Annotated in this window: 21 protein-coding genes, 1 pseudogene and 1 riboswitch; of the genes and pseudogenes, 10 read left to right on the top strand and 12 right to left on the bottom strand. The window is 68.0% G+C overall.

The annotated features are described in order from the left end of the window. Positions 1 to 163: 163 nt before the first annotated feature. From cydD to hisC, 4 genes are all read right to left on the bottom strand, one after another. Positions 164 to 3,667 carry a thiol reductant ABC exporter subunit CydD gene (cydD, locus tag ACFYO0_RS15060; protein ID WP_388675029.1) on the bottom strand — a complete coding sequence of 1,168 codons (3,504 nt, stop codon included), beginning with the start codon at positions 3,665 to 3,667 and terminating at the stop codon, positions 164 to 166. A 99-nt stretch (positions 3,668 to 3,766) separates the two neighbouring features. Further along, the gene (cydB, locus tag ACFYO0_RS15055) at positions 3,767 to 4,771 is read right to left on the bottom strand and encodes a cytochrome d ubiquinol oxidase subunit II (RefSeq protein WP_388675026.1); all 1,005 of its coding nucleotides are present in this window, start codon (positions 4,769 to 4,771) and stop codon (positions 3,767 to 3,769) included. 20 nt (positions 4,772 to 4,791) lie between these two features. After that, on the bottom strand, positions 4,792 to 6,300 hold the full coding sequence (locus ACFYO0_RS15050) for a cytochrome ubiquinol oxidase subunit I (protein WP_388675023.1): 1,509 nt from the start codon (positions 6,298 to 6,300) through the stop codon (positions 4,792 to 4,794). 275 nt (positions 6,301 to 6,575) lie between these two features. Then, positions 6,576 to 7,655 (bottom strand): histidinol-phosphate transaminase, encoded by a 1,080-nt coding sequence (hisC, locus tag ACFYO0_RS15045; protein WP_388675020.1) that lies wholly within the window; start codon positions 7,653 to 7,655, stop codon positions 6,576 to 6,578. 394 nt (positions 7,656 to 8,049) lie between these two features. On the opposite strand from hisC, the gene ACFYO0_RS15040 reads away from it, so the two are divergent. The 3 genes from ACFYO0_RS15040 (at position 8,050) to ACFYO0_RS15030 (ending at position 11,543) form a co-directional block, all read left to right on the top strand. After that, on the top strand, positions 8,050 to 9,162 hold the full coding sequence (locus ACFYO0_RS15040) for a LacI family DNA-binding transcriptional regulator (RefSeq protein WP_388675017.1): 1,113 nt from the start codon (positions 8,050 to 8,052) through the stop codon (positions 9,160 to 9,162). 188 nt (positions 9,163 to 9,350) lie between these two features. After that, positions 9,351 to 10,487 carry a metallophosphoesterase gene (locus tag ACFYO0_RS15035; RefSeq protein ID WP_388675471.1) on the top strand — a complete coding sequence of 379 codons (1,137 nt, stop codon included), beginning with the start codon at positions 9,351 to 9,353 and terminating at the stop codon, positions 10,485 to 10,487. A 183-nt stretch (positions 10,488 to 10,670) separates the two neighbouring features. Then, complete coding sequence (locus ACFYO0_RS15030) at positions 10,671 to 11,543, top strand: hypothetical protein (protein ID WP_388675014.1); 873 nt, start codon at positions 10,671 to 10,673, stop codon at positions 11,541 to 11,543. A 148-nt stretch (positions 11,544 to 11,691) separates the two neighbouring features. Here the strand turns inward: ACFYO0_RS15030 and ACFYO0_RS15025 are convergent. Both ACFYO0_RS15025 and thiC read right to left on the bottom strand, forming a co-directional pair. Further along, a pseudogene (locus ACFYO0_RS15025) lies at positions 11,692 to 11,822 on the bottom strand (thiamine biosynthesis protein ThiC); the annotation flags it as partial. Between the two features lie 529 nt (positions 11,823 to 12,351). Beyond that, positions 12,352 to 14,172 (bottom strand): phosphomethylpyrimidine synthase ThiC, encoded by a 1,821-nt coding sequence (gene thiC, locus ACFYO0_RS15020; RefSeq protein ID WP_388675011.1) that lies wholly within the window; start codon positions 14,170 to 14,172, stop codon positions 12,352 to 12,354. Beyond that, positions 14,165 to 14,321, bottom strand: a riboswitch (TPP riboswitch). It overlaps the preceding gene by 8 nt. A gap of 72 nt (positions 14,322 to 14,393) precedes the next feature. Between thiC and ACFYO0_RS15015 the strand changes: the two genes are divergently transcribed. Continuing rightward, positions 14,394 to 15,824 carry a YibE/F family protein gene (locus ACFYO0_RS15015; RefSeq protein ID WP_388675008.1) on the top strand — a complete coding sequence of 477 codons (1,431 nt, stop codon included), beginning with the start codon at positions 14,394 to 14,396 and terminating at the stop codon, positions 15,822 to 15,824. A 30-nt stretch (positions 15,825 to 15,854) separates the two neighbouring features. On the opposite strand, the gene ACFYO0_RS15010 is transcribed toward ACFYO0_RS15015, so the two are convergent. The 4 genes from ACFYO0_RS15010 to ACFYO0_RS14995 form a co-directional block, all read right to left on the bottom strand. Then, complete coding sequence (locus ACFYO0_RS15010; RefSeq protein ID WP_388675005.1) at positions 15,855 to 16,295, bottom strand: SsgA family sporulation/cell division regulator; 441 nt, start codon at positions 16,293 to 16,295, stop codon at positions 15,855 to 15,857. Positions 16,296 to 16,394: 99 nt separating this feature from the next. Next, positions 16,395 to 17,198, bottom strand: a complete 804-nt coding sequence (locus ACFYO0_RS15005; protein ID WP_388675002.1) for an IclR family transcriptional regulator — start codon at positions 17,196 to 17,198, stop codon at positions 16,395 to 16,397. A gap of 255 nt (positions 17,199 to 17,453) precedes the next feature. After that, positions 17,454 to 17,666 carry a DUF5326 family protein gene (locus ACFYO0_RS15000; protein WP_386340166.1) on the bottom strand — a complete coding sequence of 71 codons (213 nt, stop codon included), beginning with the start codon at positions 17,664 to 17,666 and terminating at the stop codon, positions 17,454 to 17,456. 161 nt (positions 17,667 to 17,827) lie between these two features. After that, positions 17,828 to 18,145, bottom strand: coding sequence for a cupin domain-containing protein (locus tag ACFYO0_RS14995; RefSeq protein ID WP_221348887.1), 318 nt, complete (start codon positions 18,143 to 18,145; stop codon positions 17,828 to 17,830). 48 nt (positions 18,146 to 18,193) lie between these two features. Between ACFYO0_RS14995 and ACFYO0_RS14990 the strand changes: the two genes are divergently transcribed. From ACFYO0_RS14990 to ACFYO0_RS14970, 5 genes are all read left to right on the top strand, one after another. Then, positions 18,194 to 18,571 carry a phage holin family protein gene (locus tag ACFYO0_RS14990; RefSeq protein WP_388674998.1) on the top strand — a complete coding sequence of 126 codons (378 nt, stop codon included), beginning with the start codon at positions 18,194 to 18,196 and terminating at the stop codon, positions 18,569 to 18,571. Between the two features lie 9 nt (positions 18,572 to 18,580). Next, positions 18,581 to 19,123 carry a low molecular weight protein-tyrosine-phosphatase gene (locus ACFYO0_RS14985; RefSeq protein ID WP_388674995.1) on the top strand — a complete coding sequence of 181 codons (543 nt, stop codon included), beginning with the start codon at positions 18,581 to 18,583 and terminating at the stop codon, positions 19,121 to 19,123. Beyond that, positions 19,120 to 20,259, top strand: a complete 1,140-nt coding sequence (locus tag ACFYO0_RS14980) for a cystathionine gamma-lyase (RefSeq protein ID WP_388674992.1) — start codon at positions 19,120 to 19,122, stop codon at positions 20,257 to 20,259. The genes ACFYO0_RS14985 and ACFYO0_RS14980 overlap by 4 nt, the downstream gene beginning before the upstream one ends. Before the next feature lie 217 nt (positions 20,260 to 20,476). Beyond that, on the top strand, positions 20,477 to 21,382 hold the full coding sequence (locus tag ACFYO0_RS14975) for a LysR family transcriptional regulator (protein WP_388674989.1): 906 nt from the start codon (positions 20,477 to 20,479) through the stop codon (positions 21,380 to 21,382). A gap of 42 nt (positions 21,383 to 21,424) precedes the next feature. Continuing rightward, positions 21,425 to 21,907 carry an NUDIX domain-containing protein gene (locus ACFYO0_RS14970; protein WP_388674986.1) on the top strand — a complete coding sequence of 161 codons (483 nt, stop codon included), beginning with the start codon at positions 21,425 to 21,427 and terminating at the stop codon, positions 21,905 to 21,907. A 28-nt stretch (positions 21,908 to 21,935) separates the two neighbouring features. Here the strand turns inward: ACFYO0_RS14970 and ACFYO0_RS14965 are convergent, their stop codons facing one another. Beyond that, a complete protein-coding gene (locus ACFYO0_RS14965) occupies positions 21,936 to 23,399 on the bottom strand; it encodes a globin domain-containing protein (RefSeq protein ID WP_388674983.1) in 1,464 nt (487 codons plus the stop codon). A gap of 424 nt (positions 23,400 to 23,823) precedes the next feature. Beyond that, positions 23,824 to 24,456, bottom strand: coding sequence for an HAD family hydrolase (locus ACFYO0_RS14960; protein ID WP_388674980.1), 633 nt, complete (start codon positions 24,454 to 24,456; stop codon positions 23,824 to 23,826). 76 nt (positions 24,457 to 24,532) lie between these two features. On the opposite strand from ACFYO0_RS14960, the gene ACFYO0_RS14955 reads away from it, so the two are divergent. Continuing rightward, positions 24,533 to 25,069, top strand: a complete 537-nt coding sequence (locus ACFYO0_RS14955; protein WP_388674977.1) for a DUF2269 domain-containing protein — start codon at positions 24,533 to 24,535, stop codon at positions 25,067 to 25,069. Positions 25,070 to 25,072 lie beyond the last annotated feature (3 nt).

Below are 25,072 nucleotides of genomic sequence, written 5' to 3'. Positions count from 1 at the left end.
ACAACGGATCGTGTCCCGCGCCTGAGCCGCGGTCCTGTTCAAGTCGTACGCCTGGGGGACCGAATGCCTCGGACGGACCATTCCGCTGCTCCGAACAGGAGCCTGGTCCACGGCACTTGAATGGATCGTCAGCGGGGCGGCTTCGTAGGGCCGCTCGGCCGAGTCAGCGAACCGCTGCCAGCAGCTCCGACGCCTCCTCCCGCTCCCGCATCTCCCGCAGTGGACCGTCCACGGCAGTCAGTTCGCCGTACGGGCCCCGCTGTACCACGCGTCCGTCCGCCAGCACGATCACCTCGTCCACCGCCTCCACACCCGCCAGCCGGTGGGTGATCAGCAGCGTCGTACGGCCCTCGGTCGCGGCGAGCAGATCGGCGGTCAGCGCGTCGGCCGTCGGAAGGTCGAGGTGCTCGGCGGGCTCGTCGAGGACGAGGACCGGGAAGTCGGCGAGCAGCGCACGGGCCAGCGCCAGCCGCTGCCGCTGCCCACCGGACAGCCGCGCCCCGTGCTCGCCGATCAGCGTGTCGAGCCCCTCGGGGAGACCGTCGGCCCAGTCGAGCAACCGGGCCCGTCCGAGCGCGTCGCGCAGTTCGTCCTCGGTCGCCTCCTTCCGCGCGAGCAGCAGGTTCTCGCGCACCGAGCTGTCGAAGAGATGCGCGTCCTGCGCACACAGCCCGACCAGGCGTCGTACGTCGTCACTGTCCAGGTCGTACGCGTCCACGCCGCCCAGCATGTACGTCCCTGTCCCCGCGTCCAGGAACCGCAGCAGCACCTGCGCGAGGGTCGTCTTGCCGGACCCGGACTGCCCCACGACGGCGATCCTCTGCCCGCGTGCGAGCGTCAGGTCGATCCCGGCCAGCGCGTCCCGGTCCTGCCCATGGTGGCGGGCGGACATGCCTTGAAGAACGAGCGGGAACGGCGATGCCGGTGCCTCTCGTGGCCTCTCCGGTTCGCGTACGGGATCGGGGGCGTCCAGGACCTCGTACACGCGCTCCGCGCTCTTGCGCACCCGCTGCCGGTACTGGACCGCGAGCGGAATCCCCAGGACGGCCTCGAACGCGGCGAGCGGGGTGAGGACGACGACGGCCATCAGCACGCCGCTGAGGCGGCCGTCGGCGACCGCCTGGGCGCCGACGAGCGCGGTGACCGCCACGGTGAGCCCGGAGACGAGCGCGATGAGCCCGTCGCCGAGCGCGGTGGCGGTCGCGGTGCGCGACGCGATGCGAGTCAGCGCGGCATCGGCCTGCCGCGCTTCGGCGGTGCGCGCGGGCAGCGCACCGGCGACCGTCAACTCGGCCGTTCCTGTGAGGAGATCGGCCACGCGGGTCGCCAGGACGCCGCGGGCGGGGGCCAGCCTGCGCTCCGCGCGGTGCGCGAAGGCGCCGGTCACCAGTGGGACGCCGGCTCCGGCGGCGAGCAGCCCGATGGCGAGGGCGGCCCCGGCCTCAGGCAGCAGCCATGCCGTGAATCCCACGGATGCGGCCGACACGACGACCGCGGCCGAGGCGGGCAGCAGCCAGCGCAGCCAGTAGTCCTGGAGTGCGTCGACATCGGCGACCAACCGCGAGAGCAGGTCTCCGCGCCGGGCGGTCCGCAGCCCCACAGGAGCGAGCCGCTCGAGTCGCCGGTACACGGCGACGCGAGTGTCGGCCAGCATCCGCAGCACGGCATCATGCGACAGCAGCCGCTCGGCGTACCGGAAGACGGCCCGCCCGATCCCGAACGCGCGCGTGGCCGTGACGGCGACCATCAGATAGAGCACGGGAGGCTGCTGCGAGGCCCGCGAGATCAGCCACCCCGAGGTGGCCATCAGCCCCACGGCACTGCCGAGCGCGAGGCTGCCCAGCACGAGAGCGATCGCGAGGCGACCTCGCCGAGCTCCGGCCATGGCGCGGACGCGGGCGAGGACGCTGCCTCGCTCCTCAGTGGAGAGTGGCAGCTCGTCCTGGTCGGCTGGGGGCACTGCCGCTTCTGTGCGGCGCGCCTCCGTACCACCAGGGTGCGCGGATCCGGCTCCCGCGACGGGCACTGCGGACTCCAGCCGCACCACCCGATCCGCCACCCCCAGCAACGCCGGCCTGTGCACCACGAGCAGCACCGTCCGCCCCACCGCCAGGCGCCGGACAGCCTCCACGACCTCGGCCTCGGTCTCCCCGTCCAGCGAAGCCGTCGGCTCGTCGAGCAGCAGCACCGGTCGGTCCGCGAGGAACGCCCGGGCCAGCGCGAGCCGTTGCCGCTGGCCCGCGGACAGCCCGGCCCCGTCCTCCCCGAGTACGGTCCGCATCCCGTCGGGCAGCGCGTCCACGAACTCGAGCGCGCCGGCGTCACCCAGCGCCCTGGCCACATCGGCGTCGTCCGCGTCCGGCCGTGCCAGCCGTACGTTCTCGGCGATGGACCCCGCGTACAGATGGGGACGCTGCGGCACCCAGGCCACCTGCGAACGCCACGTGGCCAAGTCGGCCTCGGCAAGGTCGACTTCCCCGATCCGTACCCGGCCCGACGTGGGCTTCACAAATCCCAGCAGCGCGTTCAGCAGCGACGACTTGCCCACGCCGCTGGGCCCGACGAGCGCCACCGTCTCGCCGGGTTCGACCGCGAAGGACACATCCGACACGGCGTCGGACGACCGCTCTGGGTACCGGACCGTCACGCCCTCGAAGCGAATACCGCCGGAGGGCGGCACGATCGCGGTCCCGGAGTCCGGCACCTGCGTCTCCAGCACCGAGAAGATCTCCTCGGCGGCGGCGAGCCCCTCCGCCGCCGCGTGGTACTGCGCCCCCACCTGCCGCAGCGGCAGATACGCCTCGGGCGCGAGAACGAGGATGACCAGCCCCACGTACAGATCCATCTCGCCATGGACGAGCCGCATCCCGATGGTCACCGCGACCAGGGCAACCGAGATCGTGGCGAGCAGCTCCAGCGCGAAGGACGAGATGAAGGCGATCCGCAGGGTCCGCATGGTCGCCCGCCGGTATTCACCGGTGATCCGCCGGATCGACTCTGCCTGCGCCTTGGCCCGCCCGAACACCTTGAGCGTGGGCAGACCCGCGATCACGTCCAGGAAATGCCCCGAGAGTCGCGACAACAGCCGCCACTGACGGTCCATCTGGGACTGGGTGACCCAGCCGATGAGGATCATGAAGATCGGGATGAGGGGCAGTGTGCCGACGATGATCGCCGCCGAGACCCAGTCCTCCGTGACGATCCGCGCCAACACCGCCACTGGCACGACCACTGCGAGCCCCAACTGCGGGAGGTAGCGCGAGAAGTAGTCGTCGAGCGCATCGATTCCGCGGGTGGCGAGTGCGACCAGCGACCCCGTCCGCTGCCCGCTCAGCCATCCCGGGCCCAGCGCGCCCGCGCGCTCCAGCAGCCGCCCCCGCAGCTCCGACTTGACCGCTGCCCCGGCCCGGTGCGCGGCGAGTTCCGTGAGCCAGGAGACGAGCGCCCGACCACTCGCGACCGCCACCAGCAGCAGGAGCGGGGCGCGGAGTTCGGCGGCCTCCAGCCCGTGCTGGAAAGCGCCGACCACTATCTCGGCGATGAGCATCGCCTGGGCGATGACCAGCGTCGCCCCGGCAGCGCCCAGCATCACGACCGCCACCAGGAAGAGGCGAGTGGCGCGGGTGTACCGGAGCAGTCGCGGGTCGATCGGTTTCACGTGAAACACACCCTCGGGTCAAGCAGGTGTGTTTCACGTAAAACACACCTTCTCCTCAACAGGCATGTTTCACGTGAAACATGCCCCTGGATTCAGTGGCGATCGAACTCAGTGCACAGCCTCAGCGATGTGCTGCGTACCGATCCGTTTCCGGAACACCCAGTACGTCCACGCCTGGTAGACCACCACGACCGGTGTCGCAATCACCGCGCACCAGGTCATGATCTTCAGCGTGTACGGACTCGACGAGGCGTTGGTGACCGTCAGGCTCCAGTCGTCATTGAGCGAAGACGGCATGACATTCGGGAAGAGAGTCAGGAAGAGCATCGCCACGGCGGCCACGATGGTGATGCCGGACAGAGCGAATGCCCAGCCCTCACGCCCGGCCTGGTTCGCCCCGATCGCCGCGACCAGCGCGATCACCGCCATGATCAGCGCGGCCAGGCTCGTACTGTCGCCCTTGTCGGCCTGGGTCCAGCCCAGGAAGACCAACGCGAGCACAGCCGTCACCACACCGAGCCGCAGCGCCAGTTTCCGCGCCCGCTCCCGGATGTCGCCCAGCGTCTTGAGCGCGGCGAACACCGCCCCATGGAAGGTGAACAGCGTCAGCGTGACCAGACCGCCCAGGATGGCGTACGGGTTGAGCAGGTCCCACAGGTTGCCGACGTACTCCATGTCCCGGTCGATCTTCACGCCCCGCACGATGTTGCCGAAGGCCACGCCCCACAGGAACGCGGGGAGCAGCGAACTCCAGAAGATCGCGCTCTCCCAGTTGCGCTGCCAGCTCTCCTCGGGCCGCTTTGCCCGGTACTCGAAAGCGACTCCACGGACGATCAGGCAGACCAGGATGAGCAGCAGCGGCAGGTAGAAGCCGGAGAAGAGCGTGGCGTACCACTCGGGGAAGGCGGCGAAGGTCGCGCCGCCCGCGGAGAGCAGCCAGACCTCGTTGCCGTCCCAGACCGGCCCGATGGTGTTGATCAGCACCCGCTTCTCGGCACGGTCACGGGCGAGCAGCCTGGTGAGCACGCCGATCCCGAAGTCGAAGCCCTCCAGGAAGAAGTAGCCGATCCACAGGACGGCGATGAGGACGAACCAGACGTCGTGAAGTTCCATGACTCTGCAGCTCCCTGGGCCTAGTAGGAGAAGGCCATCGGCTTGTCGGCGTCACGGGAGTCGCCGCCGATCTTGGTGGGCGGATTGAGGTCGGCCTCGGTGAGTTCGGGCGGCCCGGCTTTGATGTACTTCGCGAGCAACTTGACCTCGATGACGGCGAGGATCGCGTAGAGAGCCGTGAAGACGATCATCGAAGTGAGGACCTCACCCTGCGAGACGCCGGGGGAGACCGCGTCGCGGGTCTGCAGCACGCCGTACACGACCCACGGCTGGCGACCCATCTCGGTGAAGATCCAGCCCCAGGAGTTGGCGATCAGCGGGAAGCCCAGGGTCAGGATCGCGATGCGCCAGTACCACTTGGTGAGCGTCGGGCCGAGTGCCTTCTTGGGCAACAGCACCAGATGCGGCACCTCGTCGTCACCCACACGCAGGTGCTGCGGTAGCAAGAACTTCTTCCGCGTCAGCCAGAGCCCGGCCAGACCGATGGCGAAGGACGTCATGCCGAAGCCGATCATCCAGCGGAAACCCCAGTACGCGACCGGGATGTTGGGCCGGTAGTCACCCGGGCCGTACTTCTCCTGTTCGGCCTTGTTGACGTCGTTGATGCCGGGGACGTACGAGCTGAAGTCGTCCTTGGCGAGGAAGGACAGCAGTCCCGGAATCTCGATGGCCACCTTGTTGTGGCCCTTGTCGACGTCCCCGTAGGCGAAGATCGAGAAGGGCGCTGGCGCCTCGCCGTCCCACAGCGCCTCGGCCGCCGCCATCTTCATCGGCTGCTGCTCGTACATGATCTTGCCGAGGACATCGCCGCTGATCGCGGTGAACATACCACCGATGACCACGGTGACCAGGCCGAGCCGCAGCGAGGTCTTCATCACGGGGATGTGCTTCTTGCGGGCCAGATGGAAGGCTGCGATGCCGACCATGAAGGCGCCACCGGTGAGGAAGGCCGCGGAGAGGGTGTGGAAGGCCTGGGCGAGCGCCGTGTTCTGCGTCAGGACCAGCCAGAAGTCGGTGAGCTCGGCACGGCCCCGCTGCTCGTTGATCCGGTAGCCGACGGGGTGCTGCATCCAGGAGTTGGCAGCGAGGATGAAGTACGCCGACAGGATCGTGCCGATCGAGACCATCCACATGCAGGCGAGGTGGATCTTCTTCGGCAGCTTGTCCCAGCCGAAGATCCACAGGCCGATGAACGTGGACTCGAAGAAGAACGCGATCAGCGCCTCGAAGGCGAGCGGGGCACCGAAGACGTCACCGACGAAGCGCGAGTAGTCGGACCAGTTCATGCCGAACTGGAACTCCTGCACGATGCCTGTCACGACACCCATCGCGATGTTGATCAGGAAGAGCTTCCCCCAGAACTTCGTCGCCCTGAGGTACTTCTCGTTCCCTGTGCGCACCCAGGCGGTCTCCAGGCCGGCCGTGAGCGCGGCGAGTGAGATGGTCAGGGGGACGAAGAGGAAGTGGTAGACGGTGGTGATGCCGAACTGCCATCGCGCCAGGGTCTCCGGCGCCAGAGCCAGGTCCACGTCGTCAGTCTCCTTACGTCGCCGTGGTCACAGCGGCAGTTTGCCCAGCTTGTCGCAGACATACGGGATCAACCGGGCAAGCTTGTGAACGCGTTCACATTCACAAGCAATTATGACGCATGACCGTTCGAGGCGTGAGAGGTGGGGGGTCCCTAAGGTTGGACCATCCGGCCTCTGGCGCGGAGGCGCAGGTCAGAGCGTTGTGACGCGAAGAGGGGACAGGAGACCCGCCGGCAGAGCCCCGTCCCCGACGGAACCCTGCCGGCCGCGGGAGGCTAGAGCTCCTTGCGGAACCCTTCCGTCGTCCTCAGGAAGATGTCGTTCGCCTCGGTCTCGCCGATCGTCACGCGCACGCCCTCCCCCGGGAAAGGCCGCACGACGACCCCGGCCTGCTCACAGGTCGCCGCGAAGTCGACCGTACGCTCGCCGAGCCGCAGCCAGACGAAGTTCGCCTGGGTCTCCGGCACCGTCCAGCCCTGCCCACGCAGGGCCTCGACGACGCGAATTCGCTCGCACACCAGCGAGCCCACCCGGCCGAGGAGCTCGTCCTCGGCGCGCAGCGAGGCGACCGCCGCGTCCTGCGCGAGCTGGCTCACACCGAAGGGCACGGCGGTCTTGCGCAACGCCGCGGCCACCGGCTCATGGGCGATCGCGAAGCCGACGCGCAGTCCGGCGAGTCCGTACGCCTTGGAGAACGTACGCAGTACGCAGACGTTCGGCCGCTCGCGGTAGATCTCGACGCCGTCCGGCACCTGGGGATCGCGGATGAACTCGCGGTACGCCTCGTCGAGGACCACGAGGACGTCGCTCGGCACCCGGTCGAGGAAGCGTTCCAGCTCGGCCCGGCGCACCACGGTGCCGGTGGGGTTGTTCGGGTTGCAGACGAATATGAGCCGCGTCCGCTCGGTGATTGCGTCCGCCATCGCGTCAAGATCGTGCACGTCCCCCGACGTGAGCGGCACCCGCACCGACGTTGCACCGCTGATCTGCGTGATGATCGGGTACGCCTCGAAGGACCGCCAGGCGTAGATGACCTCGTCACCGGGACCGCTCGTGGCCTGCAACAGCTGCTGGGCGACGCCGACCGAGCCCGTGCCGGTGGACAGATGCGTGAGCGGCACCGCGAACCGGTCCGCCAGCTCACTCATCAGCGCCGTGCACGCCATGTCCGGGTAACGGTTGAAGGACCCCGCCGCGGCGGCCACGGTTTCCATCACCCCGGGCAGCGGCGGATACGGGTTCTCGTTGGAGGACAGCTTGTACGCCACCCGCCCGCCGGCCGCGGCGGGCTTCCCCGGCTTGTAGGTGGGAATACCCTCCAGCTCGGCGCGCAGCTTGGGGCTCGTCTCGCTCACCGCAGTCCTCCTCATGACCACCACCGGCTTCCAATACTCCTCACCTTATGAGGATTCGGCGCCGCTGCGTATGGCTCGGGACCGACCACGTAGGCGGCCCCTGGCATCGGGCCCACGGAGGCGTACGAAGCGGGGGGCGCGCCGCCGTCCGGTTCAAGCGCCGGTGGCTCACGCCGTGGCGCGCATCCCCCATGCAGGTGAGTTGAGACCTCTTCGAAACATGACCCATTCGGCAGGCTCATGCGCCCCAACAAGTGACGTACTGTCATTGAATCGCTCAACTACCTTATTTTCCAAGGAAATTGAGGGCTATCGACCATGCAGAAACGTGCCTGTCAACGAGTGAATATGCGTCCGCACTACCCCACCGCATGAGCCCTACTATCGGCTCGCCATGACAGCAGCAGGGAAGCACCAGGTGAGCCGGGCGGAGACCTCCCGTCGAGGCAGTCGGCCGGGCCGGGCGGGCATCAGAGACGTGGCCGCCGCCGCCGGAGTCTCCATCACGACCGTGTCCGACGCACTCAACGGCAAGGGCCGGCTCCCGGACGCCACCCGACGCCATGTCCGCGAGGTCGCCGACCGGCTGGGCTATCGCCCCTCCGCCGCGGCCCGCACGCTCCGTACCGGAAAGTCGGGCCTCATCGGCCTGACCGTGACGACCTACGGGGATGAACCTTTCACCTTCACGGAGTTCGCGTACTTCGCGGAGATGGCCAGAGCCGCCACCTCGGCCGCGCTCGCCCGTGGCTACGCCCTGGTCATCCTCCCCGCCACCTCGCGCCACGACGTGTGGTCGAACGTGGCCCTGGACGGAACCGTGGTCATCGACCCCTCCGACCAGGACCCCGTCGTCAGCGAACTGGTCCGCCAGGGTTTGCCGGTGGTCTCCGACGGCCGCCCGGCCGGCTCGCTGCCGGTGACCGCCTGGGTGGACAACGACCACGAAGCCGCGGTCCTGGGCATCCTCGACCACCTGGCCGACGCGGGCGCCCGCCGGATCGGCCTGCTCACCGGGACCTCGACGGACACGTACACGCATCTGTCGACGACCGCGTACCTGCACTGGTGCGAGCGCGTCGGCCAGGAACCGGTGTACGAGGCCTACCCCGCGCACGATCCCTGCGCGGGATCCGCCGCCGCCGACCGGCTGCTCGCCCGGCCCGACCGGCCTGATGCCGTGTACGGACTGTTCGACCCGAACGGCACCGACCTCCTCACGGCCGCCCGCCGCTACGGTCTGCGCGTACCGGAGGATCTGCTGCTCGTGTGCTGCAGCGAGTCCGCGGTGTACGCCAACACCGAGCCTCCCCTCACCACGCTTTCACTCAAACCGCGCCACATCGGCACGGCCGTGGTCCAGCTCCTCATCGACGCCATCGAGGGGGTCGAATCGGACCAACCGGTCGAGCAGGTGATACCGACGGAGTTGATCGTGCGGACCTCCTCCGATCGGCGGCCGTCCCGTACTACCGTCAGCCCGCCCCGTTCACCGGAGGAGAGGTGACGTCAGGCGGTGGCATCCGGTGAGAAAGCTGCTCTCAATTCGGGAGAAAACCACGATGAACTGGGGTCCTGCCCCGATTCACCACCCCTGGGTCATCACATGGCGCGATCCGCATTCCTATGATGGGCGCACGACACCGCGGGCCGCTGCGACCAGGCAGTCCCGTGCGGTGCAGATGCGGCGCGATGGTGGTGGAGGGGTCGATGACTCAGGGGGCCGGTCAGGGACCCGAGGTGCGGACGCCGACGGTGCGCGACTTCCGTGTGCCCGCGTACGTCCACGAAGCCGATCCGTATGCGCAGCCCGGCCCGTACGCCCAGCCCGGGCCTCATCCGCAACAGCGCCCTCATGCGCAGCAGATGCCTCCCGGTGAGGGCACCAGACCGGTCGAGGACGCCGAGGGTTACACGCCGACGCAGCGCGATCTGCCCGTCATCAACCGCGGTGACACCCTTCAGGTGCCGGTCAGCCCCGAAGCCGCGACGCTCCCGCAGTCCACCGCCGGGCCGGGCCCGCTGTACGTTGTCGGCGACGTACACGGCTACCTCGACGAACTCGTCGCCGCACTGCGCGAGAAGGGCCTCATCGACATCGACGGCCACTGGTCGGCGGGCACGGCACGACTGTGGTTCCTCGGGGACTTCACCGACCGAGGGCCCGACGGCATCGGCGTCATCGACCTCGTGATGCGGTTGTCCGCCGAGGCCGCCGCGGCCGGCGGCTACTGCAAGGCGCTGATGGGCAATCACGAGCTGTTGCTGCTCGGCGCCAAGCGATTCGGCGACACCCCCGTCAACTCAGGTGCCGGTACGGCCACTTTCCAGGCCGCCTGGCTGCTCAACGGCGGCCAGAAGACCGATATGGAGCGCCTCGAGGATCACCATCTGCAGTGGATGGCCCGCCTCGACGCGATGGAGCTGGCGGACGGGCACCTTCTGGTGCACTCCGACACCACCGCCTATCTCGACTACGGCGACTCCATCGAAGCGGTCAACGACACCGTCCGCGAAGCCCTCACGCGCAACGACGCGGACGAATGCTGGGACCTCTTCCGCAAGTTCACCAAGCGATTCGCGTTCCGCGACGACGGGGGCGCACAAGCCGTGCGCGAACTCCTCGACATGTACGGTGGCTCTCGCATCGTCCATGGTCACAGCCCCATTCCGTACCTTCTCGGCGAGGTCGGCTCCGAGGAGAGCGACGATTCCGCGGGCCCTGTGGTCGAAGGACCGCATGTTTACGCGGACGGGCTGGCCATCGCGATGGACGGTGGCGTGACCATGGCCGGAAAGCTACTGGTCCAGCAACTGCCCCTGGATAGCTGACCCTTTTCCGGGCAGGCGTTCTTCCACCGAGGACGGGCCCTACCGAGGGGCAATTTCTGGAAACCCCCTGTCACCTCGTACCGTCCCCGCTCTACCATCGGCTTATCCGTAGCAGGCTCCCCTCCGTTTCTGCCCGACGGCTCGTCAGCATGCCGAGCCCCAAGCCCTACGGAGCATCGGGGGATGCACATGAACAGCGTTCCGCAGCACCTGTTGAGTGAGGACCGCCAAGAGTACGAGCGGGTCCTCGATGAGGCGCTGCGCTCCGCACCACACCGTCCGGAACTCGCCGCTGTCGGCCAGCGGCTCAACCCCGAACAACTGCGCACCATGGCGCTCAACGCCTCCGCGCTCATCACGGCGGCCGCGGCGACCGAATACCAGCACTACGTAAAGGTCCGCGAGCAACTGCGCCGGCCGGCGCCGCCCACGCCACGCGTCCACGAAGGATCCGGATCCACGGACCCGGGCACGAGCTCGGTGGGGCTCGCCGCCACGGTGGGGGAAGCCACCGAGCCCGCCGGGGCGGGCGCCGTCGCCGTCGCCGCGGTACTCACTCCTGTCCTCGCCGGCACCGCCTCGGCGATCTTCCTGGTCGTCGGCTACCTCCTGAAGATGCTCAACCCCGAGCCGGCGTTCGCCCGGACCCTCCTCACCACCGGGTGGGTCTTCGGCGCGGTGACCGCGGCCGCGATCCTGATCGCCGCGGTCGGTCTGCTGCTCACCGCCCTGCGCAACGGAGAGAGCTCGCTCGAGGCCGGCACGCGGGGTGAACGAAGCGAGGAACTGAGCCGGGCCAGGGAAGCCTGGCGCGAGGCCCTCCTGGAGCGCGGCATCATGCCGTTTCTCCGAGAGGCACTCGCCGACCCGGGCTCAGCGGCCCTCGGCCGTACGACGACACCGCCGCAGCCGACCAGCCGAATCCCACATCTCGGCTACAACCGCCCGGGCTTCAGCAGCCCCGACGGCGGCCCCGCGGCAGGCCCCCGCCCCAGCTACTCGAGCCCGGACTTCTCAAGCCCGGACTTCGGGGGACCGGAGCATCAGCCGGAGTAGGGGCGCGGCCGAGGCGAGACCAGAAGCAGCCGAACCGGGACCCCGAGCTCCGGCCGGACGGACGAGCCGCACAACCGCTCCGGCCCACGACGATGAAGTCGAGGGCCGGAGTCCGGAGCGGTGCGGCTGCCGCCGCGCCCGGATCAGGTCAATCGGCGAGCGGAAGATACACCCGGTCCCCCTCAGCCGCGAACTCTGCGACTTCTGCGCCATGCCTTCCTCGATCTCCGTCTGCGTATCGCCGTGTTCGCGGCGGATGTCTTGAGAGATTTTCATCGACGAGCGTCTGAACCGCCATGGGCAACGTCCATTGCCCTCTGGGCGTGGCCGTCATCGCGGTCATTCCGCCCGCGCATGAGGCTCTCTTACGAGCCGTCCCAGACTCCCCGTCGCCGCAAGCGCCGCTGACGCGCCCTCTCCCCCCGGGCAGTCAGACCGAAGATGGCGCCCATCAGAACGCCGCCCACGAGTACCGCCACGAGGTCCGACGGACGCGTCTCGCTTGTGAGCGCCAGCAACGCGAAAGCCCCGGACGCGAAGACACTGCCCACCATGCCGACCCGAAGCGGGTACCGCGCCGCCAACCGTTGCATGCTCGTTGGCGGCTGGTCGCCACCCAACGCACGGTCCATGGCCCAGAAGATCTCTGCCGAACGTGCGCGCAGCCGCCGCAATCTCCGGCTCCCGTCTGACATGGACGCGATCGTATCCCGTAACAGCAGGTTCTCCGCAGACGCGGAGAACCTCAGAGCGGGCCCCTCCGGCGCTGACGGAGAGGGGCCCGACTGAGCATGAGTTCGACGGCTCCTCAGTCCGCCAGCGGCAGGTACACCCTGTTCCCGCTGGCCGCGAACTCCTTCGACTTTTGCAGCATCCCCTCAGCGACTTCCTCGGCCGTCGCCCCCGCAGCAGCCGTACCGCCGAACTGCTCTGTGATGCTGTGGCTGATCTTCATCGAGCAGAACTTCGGCCCGCACATCGAGCAGAAGTGGGCCGTCTTGGCGGGCTCTGCCGGGAGGGTTTCGTCATGGAACTCTCGGGCCGTGTCGGGGTCGAGGGCCAGGTTGAACTGGTCCTCCCAGCGGAACTCGAAGCGAGCATCGGACAGCGCGTCGTCCCATTCCTGTGCACCTGGGTGCCCCTTGGCGAGGTCGGCTGCGTGGGCGGCGATCTTGTAGGTGATGACGCCGGTCTTGACGTCGTCACGGTTGGGCAGGCCCAAGTGTTCCTTGGGCGTGACGTAGCAGAGCATGGCCGTGCCCCACCAGGCGATCATCGCGGCACCGATGCCGGAGGTGATGTGGTCGTACGCCGGCGCGACGTCCGTCGTCAGCGGGCCGAGCGTATAGAACGGAGCTTCATCGCAGATCTCCTGCTGAAGGTCGATGTTCTCCTTGATCTTGTGCATCGGGACATGTCCCGGGCCCTCGATCATGGTCTGTACGTTGAAACGCTTGGCGATCGTGTTGAGTTCCCCGAGCGTCCTCAACTCCGCGAACTGGGCCTCGTCGTTGGCGTCCGCGATCGAGCCGGGCCGCAGCCCGTCGCCGAGCGAGTACGTGACGTCGTAGGCGGCCAGGATCTCGCACAGCTCTTCGAAGTTCTCGTAGAGGAACGACTCCTTGTGATGCGCCAGGCACCAGGCCGCCATGATCGAGCCGCCACGCGAGACGATGCCGGTCTTGCGGTTCGCGGTGAGCGGTACGTACGGCAGGCGCACGCCCGCGTGGACGGTCATGTAGTCCACGCCCTGCTCGGCCTGCTCGATGACCGTGTCCTTGTAGATCTCCCAGGTCAACTCCTCGGCACGGCCGTCGACCTTCTCCAACGCCTGATAGAGCGGCACCGTGCCGATGGGGACGGGGGAGTTGCGCAGCACCCACTCCCGGGTGGTGTGGATGTTCCGGCCGGTGGACAGGTCCATGACCGTGTCGGCACCCCAACGGGTCGCCCAGGTCATCTTCTCGACCTCCTCCTCGATGGAGGAAGTCACCGCCGAATTACCGATGTTGGCGTTGACCTTCACCAGGAACCGCTTGCCGATGATCATCGGCTCGATCTCCGGGTGGTTGACGTTTGCAGGCAGCACGGCCCGCCCCGCGGCGATCTCCTCACGTACGACCTCGGGGTCGACGTTCTCGCGGACTGCCACGAACTCCATTTCCGGTGTGATCTCGCCACGTCGTGCGTACGCGAGTTGTGTGACGGCCGTACTGCCTGTGCCCCGGCGCGGCTGGCGCGGACGTCCTGGGAAGACGGCGTCCAGGTTGCGCAGTCCGCCACGCGGCGAGGTGTGCTTGATCCCGTCGTCCTCGGGGCGGATGGGACGGCCCGCATACTCCTCTGTGTCGCCGCGGGCGATGATCCAGTTCTCGCGCAGCGGCGTCAGGCCCCTGCGGACATCGGTGTCGATGGCTGGATCGGTGTACGGGCCGGAGGTGTCGTACAGGGTGACTGACTGCCCGTTGGTGAGGTGGACCTGGCGGACCGGCACCCGTAGATCGGGGCGCGAGCCCTCGACATATGCCTTGTGCCAGCCGATGGATTTCCCGGCCTCGCCGTTCCCGGACGAGGCTGAGTCCTCGTCCGTCTCCTTGGAGGCAGGCGTGCGTACGTCCTTGTTGGTCATGAGACCTACTCCCTACGCCGGCATTACCCGGTAACAGGTTCAGCGGTCGACGCAGCGGTTTCCGTACGGCGATGTTCCACGTGAAACATCGCTGGGACGGAGGTCAGCGCCCTCTCAGCCCGGTGCTCCGAGCTCCCGCGTGTGCAAAAGGTCCCTCCACGCTAGCGTCATAGTGGGCGCGCTGAACAGTGGGCCCCTTCCGTTCTTGCGATGATCGGTCGGTGACTACAACGCATCAGCCCCCGCTTCCCCCCTCCGAGCCGCCGCACGGGCCCGGCCCCGGCGACAACCACGGCTCTGGTGACGGTCATGGTCACAGCCATGCGCATAGCCATGGCCATGGCCCTCCAGCCCCCGTGTCCAAACACTTGCGCAAGGTCATCGCCGCGGTGCTGATTCCCTTCGCCACGGCAGTCGTCGTAGGCCTGGCCGTGCTGTGGCCCGGCGGCGCCCCACCCCACGAACGCACCGGCGTCGGCTTCGACCGGCAGACGCAAGAGGCCACGGTGACCAAGGTCGACGAGGTGGACTGCAAGTCCGTCAACGCCTCCGGGGGCACCCCGACCGGCGACACCTCGACCGCGGAGGGCTCGTCCGCTCAGCAGCAGGCGACCGGCACCTGCAAGAAGGCGACGGTCCGGGTCGACACCGGCAAGGACAAGGGCCGTACCTTCACGGAGATCGTCCAGCCGGACTCGTCTCGGCAGCTGAGCCAGGGGCAGGATGTGATCGTGGCGTACGCGCCCGACGCTCCCAAGGACCTCCAGTACTCGGTCACCGACGTGAACCGAAGGCTCCCGCTGGCGCTGCTCGCCGGAATCTTCGCGCTCGCCGTGGTCGTGGTGGGCCGGATGCGCGGTGTCATGGCGCTGATCTCGCTGGCCGTCAGCTTCCTCCTCCTGACGTTCTTTATCCTGCCTGCGATCCTGCAGGGCTCGAACCCCTTGGTCGTGGCGGTCGTCGGGGCGAGCGCGATCATGCTGATCGCGCTCTACGCCTGCCATGGACTGTCCGCCCGAACATCGGTCGCGGTGCTCGGAACACTGCTCTCGCTGCTGCTGATCGGGGTGCTCGGCTCACTGTTCATCGGCTGGTCCGCACTCACTGGCAACACGGATGACAACACCGGTCTGATCCATGGCCTGTATCCGAGCATCGACATGAGCGGTCTGCTGCTCGCGGGCGTCATCATCGGTTCGCTCGGTGTGCTCGACGATGTGACGGTGACACAGACGTCGGCGGTCTGGGAGCTGCACGCGGCCAATCCGTCGATGGGCCGACGCGGGTTGTACCGGGCGGGCATCCGTATCGGCCGGGACCACATCGCGTCCGTCGTCAACACGCTCGTCCTCGCGTATGCGGGCGCCGCGCTGCCCCTGTTGCTGCTGTTCTCGATCGCTCAGAGCAGCGTGGGGACGGTGGCCAACAGTGAGCTGGTCGCTGAGGAGATCGTGCGTACACTCGTCGGCTCGATCGGCCTGGTCGCCTCCGTACCGGTCACTACGGCCCTGGCCGCTCTGGTGGTCTCAGCGGACCGCCCCGGATCCGGATCTGAGACGCAGACGCCTACGCAGGCACAGCCTCCGGAGCAGACCCAGGCGGGCGTCAGGACGCCGGTACTCGGGGGGAGGGGCCGCCGCCGCAAGCGCTGAAGCGTTACGGCACCCTGAGCACCGTACGATTCAGCCCGCACTCTGTTCCTCCGCCAGGATGCGGTCCAGGGCCTCGTCGAGATGTGTGTCGAAGTCGGCAAGGGAGTGCTCCTGGCCGAGTGGCACCAGCTTGTCCGTGCGGTCGAGGAACGCCACGAGCGGCACCGCTCCGCAGCGGAACAGCGCCTGGTCGGCGCCCACTTGGAGCCGGATCAGCACATCGCCGAACCCCTCGGAGCCGGCGGGCGCAATGTGCACATCGCCGACCCCACACGGCCGCCCCACCCCATCGATCAGCAGCTCCCGGCCAAAGGCCCAGGTCACCGGGGCATCACCGGGCAGGTGGAAGGTCAGACGCACGGCATAGGGATCACAGGTCGCGTATCGAAGCTCCACCGGAATACGGAAGGAGAGCTCCTCCGAGACGAGAAAGCTCATCATGATCTCTGCCTGTACTACTGACTCGCGCATCGCCTACCCCGCCGTCTGCCGTCGACTGGCCAGGAACCATCCACCTGACACTGCTGGCATCTTGCTGAACGTACACACCAGATCACAAGGAGTGATTTTTCAGATGCTGATAGAGACGGCGAGCGTCCCTGGCAGCCTGCCGATCTCCTTCTGCAACTGCCGTGCCGCGGGCAGCAGTCGGTCCGCCTGGTGAGCGGGCAGTGAGATGGCCATTGAGCCGACCGTGGTGCCCGCGGTGATCGGGATCGCGGCGCAGACTGTCCCCAACGCGTATTCCTGACGCTCGATCACGGGCTTCATGCATCTGGTCCCTTCGAGACGCCGCAACAGAAGGTGATCGTCACGCACCGTGTACGGAGTGATCGATTGCACGGGATATCGGTCGAGGTGGTCGCGACGGGCCTCCTCGTCGAGCTGGGACAGCAGGCACTGACCGATTGCGTGGGCGTGTCCGGTCTCGCGGAAGTCGGCCCATTCCTCGACCGCCGGATTGGCCGGGGTGTCGGCGACACACTGGACCTCGATCTCGCCCTCTCGGTAGACGGCGTAGTACACGGGCACACCGATGGAATCGCGCCACTGGGCGAGCGCGTCGACGACCGTGCTGCGACGTTTCTGCCGGGCAGCGCTGCTGCTGAGTCGCTCGGCCGCCTCGCCGAGGAAGAACAGACCCTTCTCGCGGCGCAGATACCCTTCGTGCGCCAGGGTGCGCAGCAGGTGGTACGCCGTGGGCAGCGCGAGGTGGGCCTCGCGGGCCAGCTGCTTGGCGGGCGCCCCGTGCTCGTGCTGGGCGGCGGATTCCAGGAGGCGCATCGCACGCTGCACGGACCCGATGAGTGTCGTGGGGTGCGGCTCGGTCGAGGGGGCGTTCGGTCCTGGGGTTGCGGTGTCAGCAGTGGCCAAGGGTCACTCCCTAAGCGCGAGGGGGCCACCCGTGCAGGGGTGTCACGGGAGGGGTCTGTGCGCCGCCCGCGGGAATCAACCCCGCGTCGAATTCCGGACTCTAACCGCCCGTCACCGCTCGCGGACGGCCTGCTCCGAAACTTCCCTCCCCCGAGGGAATGGTTGATTCCTTTTATTGCCGACCCGTTGTCGGCAACCCCCGGCGGAAGCCCCTCTGCCCGCTTCCGCCGCGTGCGACCTGCTCCACCAGGCGCTCTACCAGTCGCTTCGTGACGACGAGCTCGCCATGAACTTCCGTACGACGTACATGACTCCGCCGACCAGGGCCACGAACACCAGCACCTTGAAGAGCAGGCCGATCACGAACCCGACAACGCTCGCTATCACGCCGCCGAACACGACCAGAGCGATGACCGGCACCGCGACCCACTTCACCCACCACGGCATCCCCGCGAAGATTTCACGCATCGCCCTTGTTCCTTGTCTCTCTGCCCGCCGCCCCCCTGCTGAGGGGCCGACGAGTCTCGAATGTCCTGCCTTCGATGCTAGGCGCGGCAGGGGTCACGACGGGGGCCCGGCACCCCTTGTCCTCCCCTGATCGTTCCCCTAGGGAACCCTGAGGCGGGACCTCAGCTCTCGGGTGGAGAGAAGACCACCAGAACCCGCAGATCCTCGCTGATGTGGTGGAACTTGTGGGCCACCCCCGCGGGCACATAGACGACACTGCCGCGTGCCACCTGGGTCGTCTCCATGCCTACCGTGATGGCAGCACGGCCGCTCACGACGAAGTACACCTCGTCCTGGCGGTGGGGCTGCTGCGGGTCCTGCGTGCCCGCGTCCAGCGCGTACAGGCCGACCGACATGTTCTTCTCGCGTAGAAACTGGAGATACGCACCGTCGTTGGCGGCGCGCTCCGCCTCCAGTTCGTCCAGCCGGAATGCCTTCATCGCCCTCGTCCGCACTCGTTACCGATCTCGTCTGCCACGATCAGACACATGAAGAATTTCGTAGTCAAGACGATCGCCAACGCAGGCGCTCTCGCCGTCGCCGTTTGGATACTCGACAAGATCACCCTGACCGGCGACAGCACGGGCAAGGAGATCGGCACACTGCTTCTCGTGGCGCTGATCTTCGGCCTGGTGAACTTCCTGGTCAAGCCGATCGTGAAGGTGCTCACCTTCCCGCTGTTCATCCTCACACTCGGCCTGATCACCCTGGTGATCAACGCCTTGATGCTGCTGCTCACCTCGTGGTTCGCGGACAAGCTCGACCTGAGCTTCCATGTCGAGGGTTTCTGGACCGCCGTCCTGGGCGGCCTGATCATCTCGGTTGTCTCCTGGGCGCTGAACGTCGTCCTCCCCGACAAGGACTGAGCGACCCTGATGCCCTATCGCGTGTGCTTCGTCTGCACCGGCAACATCTGCCGCTCCCCGATGGCCGAATCCGTCTTCCGCGCGCGCGTGGCGGAGGCCGGGCTCGACGGACTGATCGAGGTGGACAGCGCCGGCACCGGCGGCTGGCACGAGGGGGACGCCGCCGACCCGCGTACCGTCTCCGTCCTGGAGGCGAACGGCTACGACAGCGACCACACGGCCCGCCAGTTCCGGGCCTCGTGGTTCTCCCGGCTCGACCTGGTCATCGCACTCGACAGCGGCCATCTAGAGGCCCTGCGACGCCTCGCGCCGACCTCGGCGGACGCGGAGAAGGTCCAGCTCCTGCGGTCGTACGCCCGCCCGTCGCCCGACCACCACCCCTCAACGGGTACTTCGCACGCCCCTGCTGAATCCGCAGGCCACGACCTCGACGTACCGGACCCCTACTACGGAGGCACGGACGGCTTCGAGGAGTGCCTTGAGATGGTGGAGGCGGCGAGCGTCGGTCTGCTCGCCGCGGTTCAGAAACACCTGGAGGGAGAGGCGGCATGACGAATGCCGTTACGGGGCCGGGCGACGGCACGCGCGCGGTGCGGGCCGGGCTGCCCGACCCTGTCAAGCACGAGCCGACCCTCCCGGGGCCGGTCTTCGCCGCTTACTACCACCTGCCGGGCGACCCCACAGGCCCGTACACCTACGGCCGCGACGAGAACCCGACCTGGACCCGCCTTGAGCGCGCCATCGGCGAGCTGGAGGCGCCTGGACAGGACGGCGTCGAAACGCTCGTCTTCGCCTCCGGCATGGCGGCCATCTCGGCGGTCCTCTTCTCGCAGCTGCGCGCGGGTGACGCGGTCGTCCTGCCCAGCGACGGCTACCAAGTGCTGCCACTCGTCCGCGAGCAGCTCGAGGGGTACGGCATCGAGGTGCGTACCGCGCCGACCGGCGGCAACGCCCAGCTCGATGTGCTCGACGGCGCGAAGCTGCTGTGGCTCGAAACCCCGTCGAATCCGGGACTCGATGTGTGCGACATCCAGCGGCTCGCTGCGGCGGCACACGCGCGTGGCTGCCTGGTCGCCGTCGACAACACGCTGGCGACCCCGCTCGGACAGCGCCCCCTGGAACTCGGCACCGACTTCTCGGTGGTCAGCGGCACCAAGCAGCTCACCGGGCACGGCGACATCGTCCTGGGATACGTCACTGGTTGCGACGCCTCGGCCATGGCAGCCGTAAGGCGCTGGCGCAAGATCGTCGGAGCGATTCCCGGGCCGATGGAGGCCTGGCTCGCACACCGCTCCATCGCCACGCTCCAGCTGCGCGTCGACCGGCAGAACGCCACCGCCCTGGCCCTGGCCGAGGCGCTGCGCGACCGGGACGAGGTGACGGGGCTGCGCTATCCGGGGCTGCCCGACGACCCCTCGTACAAGATCGCCTCGCAGCAGATGAGGCGCTACGGGTGCGTGGTGTCGTTTTCGCTGCCCACGCGCGCGCGTGCCGACCGTTTTCTCGAGGCGCTGCGCCTGGTGGACGATACGACGAGCTTCGGCGGGGTACGGTCCACGGCTGAGCGGCGCGGCCGGTGGGGCGGGGATGCGGTCGGGGAGGGCTTCATCCGGTTCTCGGTCGGCGCCGAGGATCCCGGGGACCTGGTGGCGGATGTGCTGCGTGCCCTCGATGAGTCGGCGCGGTGACGGCTTCCTGAGCAACCGGCCAATAACACGGATACGGACGACGGACGGTCCGAACCTCCCCCCTCGTGGCTCGGACCGTCCCGGTTCTGCGCGCGAAGAACCGCGCCAACAAGGCTAGTTGACTCTGTGTCAGTGTCCAATCACAGTAGCGACAGAGACCTATCGACTTATTTATAGTTGAGCGCTGCCGTGGGGCTGGAGAGAGGGGCGACACACCATGGATCTGGCCTTGCTACGGACCTTCGTGACCGTGCACCGGGCCGGCTCCTTCACTCGCGCCGCCGCACTGCTCGGCCTCTCGCAGCCGGCCGTCACCTCCCAGATCCGGACCCTGGAACGTCAGCTGGGGCGGCCCCTCTTCCTGCGTCAGGCCCGCGGCGTGACCCCCACCACCATCGGCGACGAACTCGCCCACAAGGCCGCCCCGCATCTGGACGCCCTTGTGGAGATCGCCGAGACCGGCCTCGACGAAGCCTCTTCTGTACGCACCCTTCACTTGGCCGGGCCGCCGGAGTTCACGGCCGAGCTCGCCCTGCCCGCGCTGACGGAGCTGGCCGGAGAGGATGGCCAGGGCCTCGCTCTGCGAGCCTCCTTCGGCAATGCCGAGGAGACACTGGAGGGACTCGCCGCCGGACATCACGATCTGGCCATCAGTACGGCCCGTCCACGCGGTGCCCTGCTCACGGCGACTCCGCTCTGCGACGAGGAGCACGTCCTGGTCGCCTCGCCGCGCTGGGAGGCCCGTATCGGCTCCGACAAGCTGCTGTGCGAAGGCGCGCCCGCCCTGGAGAACTTCCCCGTGGTGGAGGTGCACGAGTCGCTGCCGTTCGTCGCCCGCTACTGGGCCGCCGTCTTCGACTCGCGCCCGGCAGCGTCGGGCACCGTCATCGTCCCCGATCTGCGCGCGGTCCTCGCCTGCGCGATCACCGGCGCGGGGCTCGCGGTGTTGCCCCGCTATCTGTGCGCAACGGCTTTGGAGTGCGGGGACGTGGTGGCACTGCTCGAACCCGCGGTGCCACCGCTGCGTACCTACTTCCTGGTGGTACGCACGGGCACGCTCGCCACGCCGCATATAGCGCGGGCGCACGAATGGTTGCTTCAGGTCGCCACCGACTGGTCCTGAGAGAGATGTTTCACGTGGAACCAGCTGGGCCACATTTCTCCCATGACCGTCCGACCCGTGGTCAAGCGCACCGCCCGCGCCGTCCTGCTGGACGGCGATGACCTGATCCTGATCAAGCGAACCAAGCCCGGCATGGATCCTTACTGGCTGACGCCCGGCGGAGGGGTCGAGCCGGAGGACACAACCGTCGTCGACGCACTCCACCGTGAAGTGGACGAAGAGCTCGGCGCCAAGATCACCGACGTGGTGCCCTGCTTCGTCGACACCGTCGAGCACATCGGCGAGGACGGCGGCGCGACCGGCGTGAAAGTCCAGCACTTCTTCGTGTGCCGGCTGGAGTCCATGGACCCCTCCCAGCGCCATGGCCCCGAGATCGACGAGCCGAGCGGCGAGTACGAGATCGTACGCATTCCCTTCACCCGGGTGGGGATCGCCTCCGTCCATCTCGTACCGCTGTCGCTGCGGCACTACCTGGACGGCAACATCGAGGGCGTACTGGCAATGCACGCGCCTGACCTGGGCTGACGCTCCGCTCGTCGGGTGAGCAGCGGGGTCAGTCCACGGCAGCGACGAGTTCCTCCACCGAGTCGTGGCGTATCCGCTCCGAGGGGATGCCGATGTCTCTCAGCGTGTGCACACCGCTGCGGATCATGCCGGGTGGGCCCGAGAGATACGCGTCGAATTCGTTCCACGGCCCGTACTCCCGTATGGCGTCGGGGAGCTGGACATGCGCCTGATCGTCGACGATCGGGCGGACCGCGAGCCAGGGGTGGATCTGCTGGAGCCGCAGCATCGTGTCGATGTCGTACAGGTCGTGATCGGTGCGGGCGCCGTAGAAAACCTCGACGGGGCGCCGCTCACCGTGCTCGGCGACGTCCTCGACAAGTGCCTTGATCGGGGCGATCCCGGTGCCACCGCCCAGGCAGAGCAGCCCGCTGTCGGTGGTGTGGTCGACGGTCATCGAGCCCGCCGACGGGCCGAGCCGGATGATGTCGCCGGGCCGGGCATGGTGCACGAGCGCGTTGGAGACCCAGCCCGCCGGGACGGCCTTCACATGGAAGGACAGCAGCCCGTCGGAGCGGGGTGCCGAGGCGAAGGAGTAGTGCCGCCAGATCCGCGGCCACCAGGGAGTCTCCAGGCTGGTGTACTGCCCGGCGAGGAAGGGGTACGGCTGGTCGGGGCGGACCGTGATGACGGCGACGTCGGAGGTTCTGAGGTCGTGCGAGACGACCTCGGCGTGCCACCAGGCCGGCGCGAGCAGCTCGTCCGCGGCTGCGGCATCGATCATGATCTGCGAGATCGTCGTATACGTCCGGACCCAGGCGGCCTCGGTCTCATCGTCCCAGACTGCCGAGGCGTACCGGCTCAGGGAGCCGATGAGGCACTCGCCGACGGCCGGGTAGTGCTCGGGGAGGGTGCCGTACTTGCGATGCCCGCGGCCGAGGTTCTGCAGATAGGCGACCAGGACCTCGGTGTTGTCGATGTGCTCGGCCGCGGTCAGCAGCGCCTTGAGCAGCCGGTCCCGCTGGGTGTCCATCGCGGCCGGGAACAGCGGGCGCAGGTCGGGGTGGCGCACGAAGAGCAAGGCGTAGAAGTACGAGGTGACCTTGTCGGCTATGGGGGCCACCTCCGCCATGGTGCGGCGGACACGGACGGCGTCGGGGGACGCGGGCCGGGAGGGGGCTGACATCTGTTCGGGGACGCGGGGTTGGGGATCCGGCTGCGGTGGGGTGGGTGTGTCGCTCGGGGAGGCGTTGGCCGTGTCGGCTCTGGCCTCGGTAGCGCCGGCGTCGGCCGGGCCGGCTTCCACGACGGGAGATATTCGTTTCTGCGCTGCCTCGCCGCGATTCGTCGCGGGCCTGCCCACGGGGCGCAACGCGGCCAGACGGCTGCCCTCGGTCGTCTCCTGCTCGCCGCCCGCGGGCGGTTCCGGCTGCCTGCGCGGCGTGAACCAGCCGCCCTCGCCGCTGCCCCCCGAAGTGCCGTTGTCGGCCGACGTGGTGGTCGGAGCGTCCATGGTGTGCCTCGCCTCGAACATCTTTCGGTCGGTCTGCGCACTTCCTCGGTCGGAAGGTGCCTGCTTTCCCCCGCAGACGGCTTGTTTTTCCGTTCTGTCCCGCCGGCCAATTCGGGCACATTGAAACCCGAAATCCCGCCCCCTACGGACAAGTAAGGCAAGAATGTGACAATGGCCGCACCACCGCCATGGCAGCGTCTCACCCTTCACCCACACCCTGGCCGCATTACGGAGAATGCGGTTATTCGATCTCTCCGTCCCGTTAGGCTGCGTTGACCTGCGCTCGTTCCCTGGGGGACGCGTGCACGACACGCGCACACATCACACCGGAACCGGAGTCGACCCTACCGGTCACGGTCCGCCGCACAAGTCCCCAGCTCACTGCGCTCAAAATTGCGCGGGAGCGAACCATCAATTCCTTCAATTACCGGGAATGCCGGGTCAGTTGATAGGCATCCGCCAGATCACGCCCCACATAGGAGTGCGTGGCCAGACCCGTCAGATGCTGATCCGCATTGACGGCTACCGATACCGGAACCGCCTCGAACAGGTCCTTGTCCGACATCGAGTCGCCGTACGCAACACAGTCCGCACGCCCCAGTCCGTACTCCGCGCAGAGTCGGTCCGCGATCTGCACCTTGGCGGCAGCGCTCAGAATCCCCGCCGGATCCACGGGCTCGGTGAACGGCACGGCAGGGAAGCGTGAACCGTAGGCCGCATGCGCGCCCCATTCCGTCAACCGCTCCACGAAGAACGACGGCGAAAGCGAGACGACGGCGCAGTAATCGCCGCTCCCCCTGATCTCGGCCCAGACCTCCTCAATGCCGGACAGCCAGGGAGCCCCCGCGAAGGCCGCCGCCACATGTGCCTCGGTGAGTTCTGCCCAAAGGGCATGCACATGTGACGCGTACTCCAGCGGGCTTATGCGTCCCGCGCCGATCGCCTTGTCGAGGGCCACCGTCTGGGCTTCCAGGCCGAGTTGCCGGGAGATCTCCACGGGTGCCGAGCTGCCATGCAGCAACGTCCCGTCCAGATCGAAGAGATGAAGTCTCGCCATGTACGCCGAGGCTAGTACGTGGGGTTACTCCCGCTGTCAGACGTCCTCGCTGCTCCGGCCCGGCACGGTGTTTCACGTGAAACTAACCCGCCCCGCACGCCGGGCCACCCTCGTTGTCCATGTAGCTGCCTCCGCATGCTGGCTCGGGCTCACGCTCGGCCTGCTCGTGCTCGGGATCACCGCGACCATGACCGGTTCCGCAGTGACCGTGGAGGCTTCCGTCCGCGCCATGAAGCTCTTCGCCGACTGGCTCCTGCTTCCCCTGGCGTTCCTTACGTTCCTCAGCGGTCTGGTGCTGTCCCTGGGCACCCCTTGGGGTCTTGCGAGGCACCGATGGGTCTACACGAAGTTCTGGCTGACCCTGGCCACGATGACCGCCACAGTCTTCGCGCTGCGCCCCGGGGTCAACTCCGCGGTCGCCACCGTCTCCGCGGGCGGACCACTTCCCGACGTCAGCGAGGTATTGGCCGGGCCGATCGTCTCGCTGTCCGCGTATGTCTTCATGACGGTGATCTCGGTCCTCAAGCCCTGGGGACTGACTCGCCGTGGTCAGAATCTGCGCATCGCTCCCCGGAAATCGGTGGACGTCGAGGGCGCCCGTCAGACAGCCTGACCA

The organism is Streptomyces sp. NPDC006365, from assembly GCF_042870755.1.
Taxonomy (GTDB): Bacteria; Actinomycetota; Actinomycetes; order Streptomycetales; family Streptomycetaceae; genus Streptomyces; species Streptomyces xiangluensis.
The sequence above is the reverse complement of the archived record's forward strand: the minus strand, read 5'-3'. Positions and strand labels throughout refer to the sequence as shown.

Bases quoted from the DNA above. Each gene is read 5' to 3' on its own strand.
- thiC (WP_388675011.1), bottom strand. From the start codon at position 14,172: ATGACCAACAAGGACGTACGCACGCCTGCCTCCAAGGAGACGGACGAG.
- ACFYO0_RS14995 (WP_221348887.1), bottom strand. From the start codon at position 18,145: ATGAAGGCATTCCGGCTGGACGAACTGGAGGCGGAGCGCGCCGCCAAC.
- ACFYO0_RS15040 (WP_388675017.1), top strand. From the start codon at position 8,050: ATGACAGCAGCAGGGAAGCACCAGGTGAGCCGGGCGGAGACCTCCCGT.
- ACFYO0_RS14980 (WP_388674992.1), top strand. From the start codon at position 19,120: ATGACGAATGCCGTTACGGGGCCGGGCGACGGCACGCGCGCGGTGCGG.
- ACFYO0_RS14975 (WP_388674989.1), top strand. From the start codon at position 20,477: ATGGATCTGGCCTTGCTACGGACCTTCGTGACCGTGCACCGGGCCGGC.
- ACFYO0_RS14985 (WP_388674995.1), top strand. From the start codon at position 18,581: ATGCCCTATCGCGTGTGCTTCGTCTGCACCGGCAACATCTGCCGCTCC.
- ACFYO0_RS14970 (WP_388674986.1), top strand. From the start codon at position 21,425: ATGACCGTCCGACCCGTGGTCAAGCGCACCGCCCGCGCCGTCCTGCTG.
- ACFYO0_RS14965 (WP_388674983.1), bottom strand. From the start codon at position 23,399: ATGGACGCTCCGACCACCACGTCGGCCGACAACGGCACTTCGGGGGGC.
- cydB (WP_388675026.1), bottom strand. From the start codon at position 4,771: ATGGAACTTCACGACGTCTGGTTCGTCCTCATCGCCGTCCTGTGGATC.
- ACFYO0_RS14990 (WP_388674998.1), top strand. From the start codon at position 18,194: ATGAAGAATTTCGTAGTCAAGACGATCGCCAACGCAGGCGCTCTCGCC.
- ACFYO0_RS15000 (WP_386340166.1), bottom strand. From the start codon at position 17,666: ATGCGTGAAATCTTCGCGGGGATGCCGTGGTGGGTGAAGTGGGTCGCG.
- ACFYO0_RS15030 (WP_388675014.1), top strand. From the start codon at position 10,671: ATGCACATGAACAGCGTTCCGCAGCACCTGTTGAGTGAGGACCGCCAA.
- ACFYO0_RS14960 (WP_388674980.1), bottom strand. From the start codon at position 24,456: ATGGCGAGACTTCATCTCTTCGATCTGGACGGGACGTTGCTGCATGGC.
- ACFYO0_RS15010 (WP_388675005.1), bottom strand. From the start codon at position 16,295: ATGCGCGAGTCAGTAGTACAGGCAGAGATCATGATGAGCTTTCTCGTC.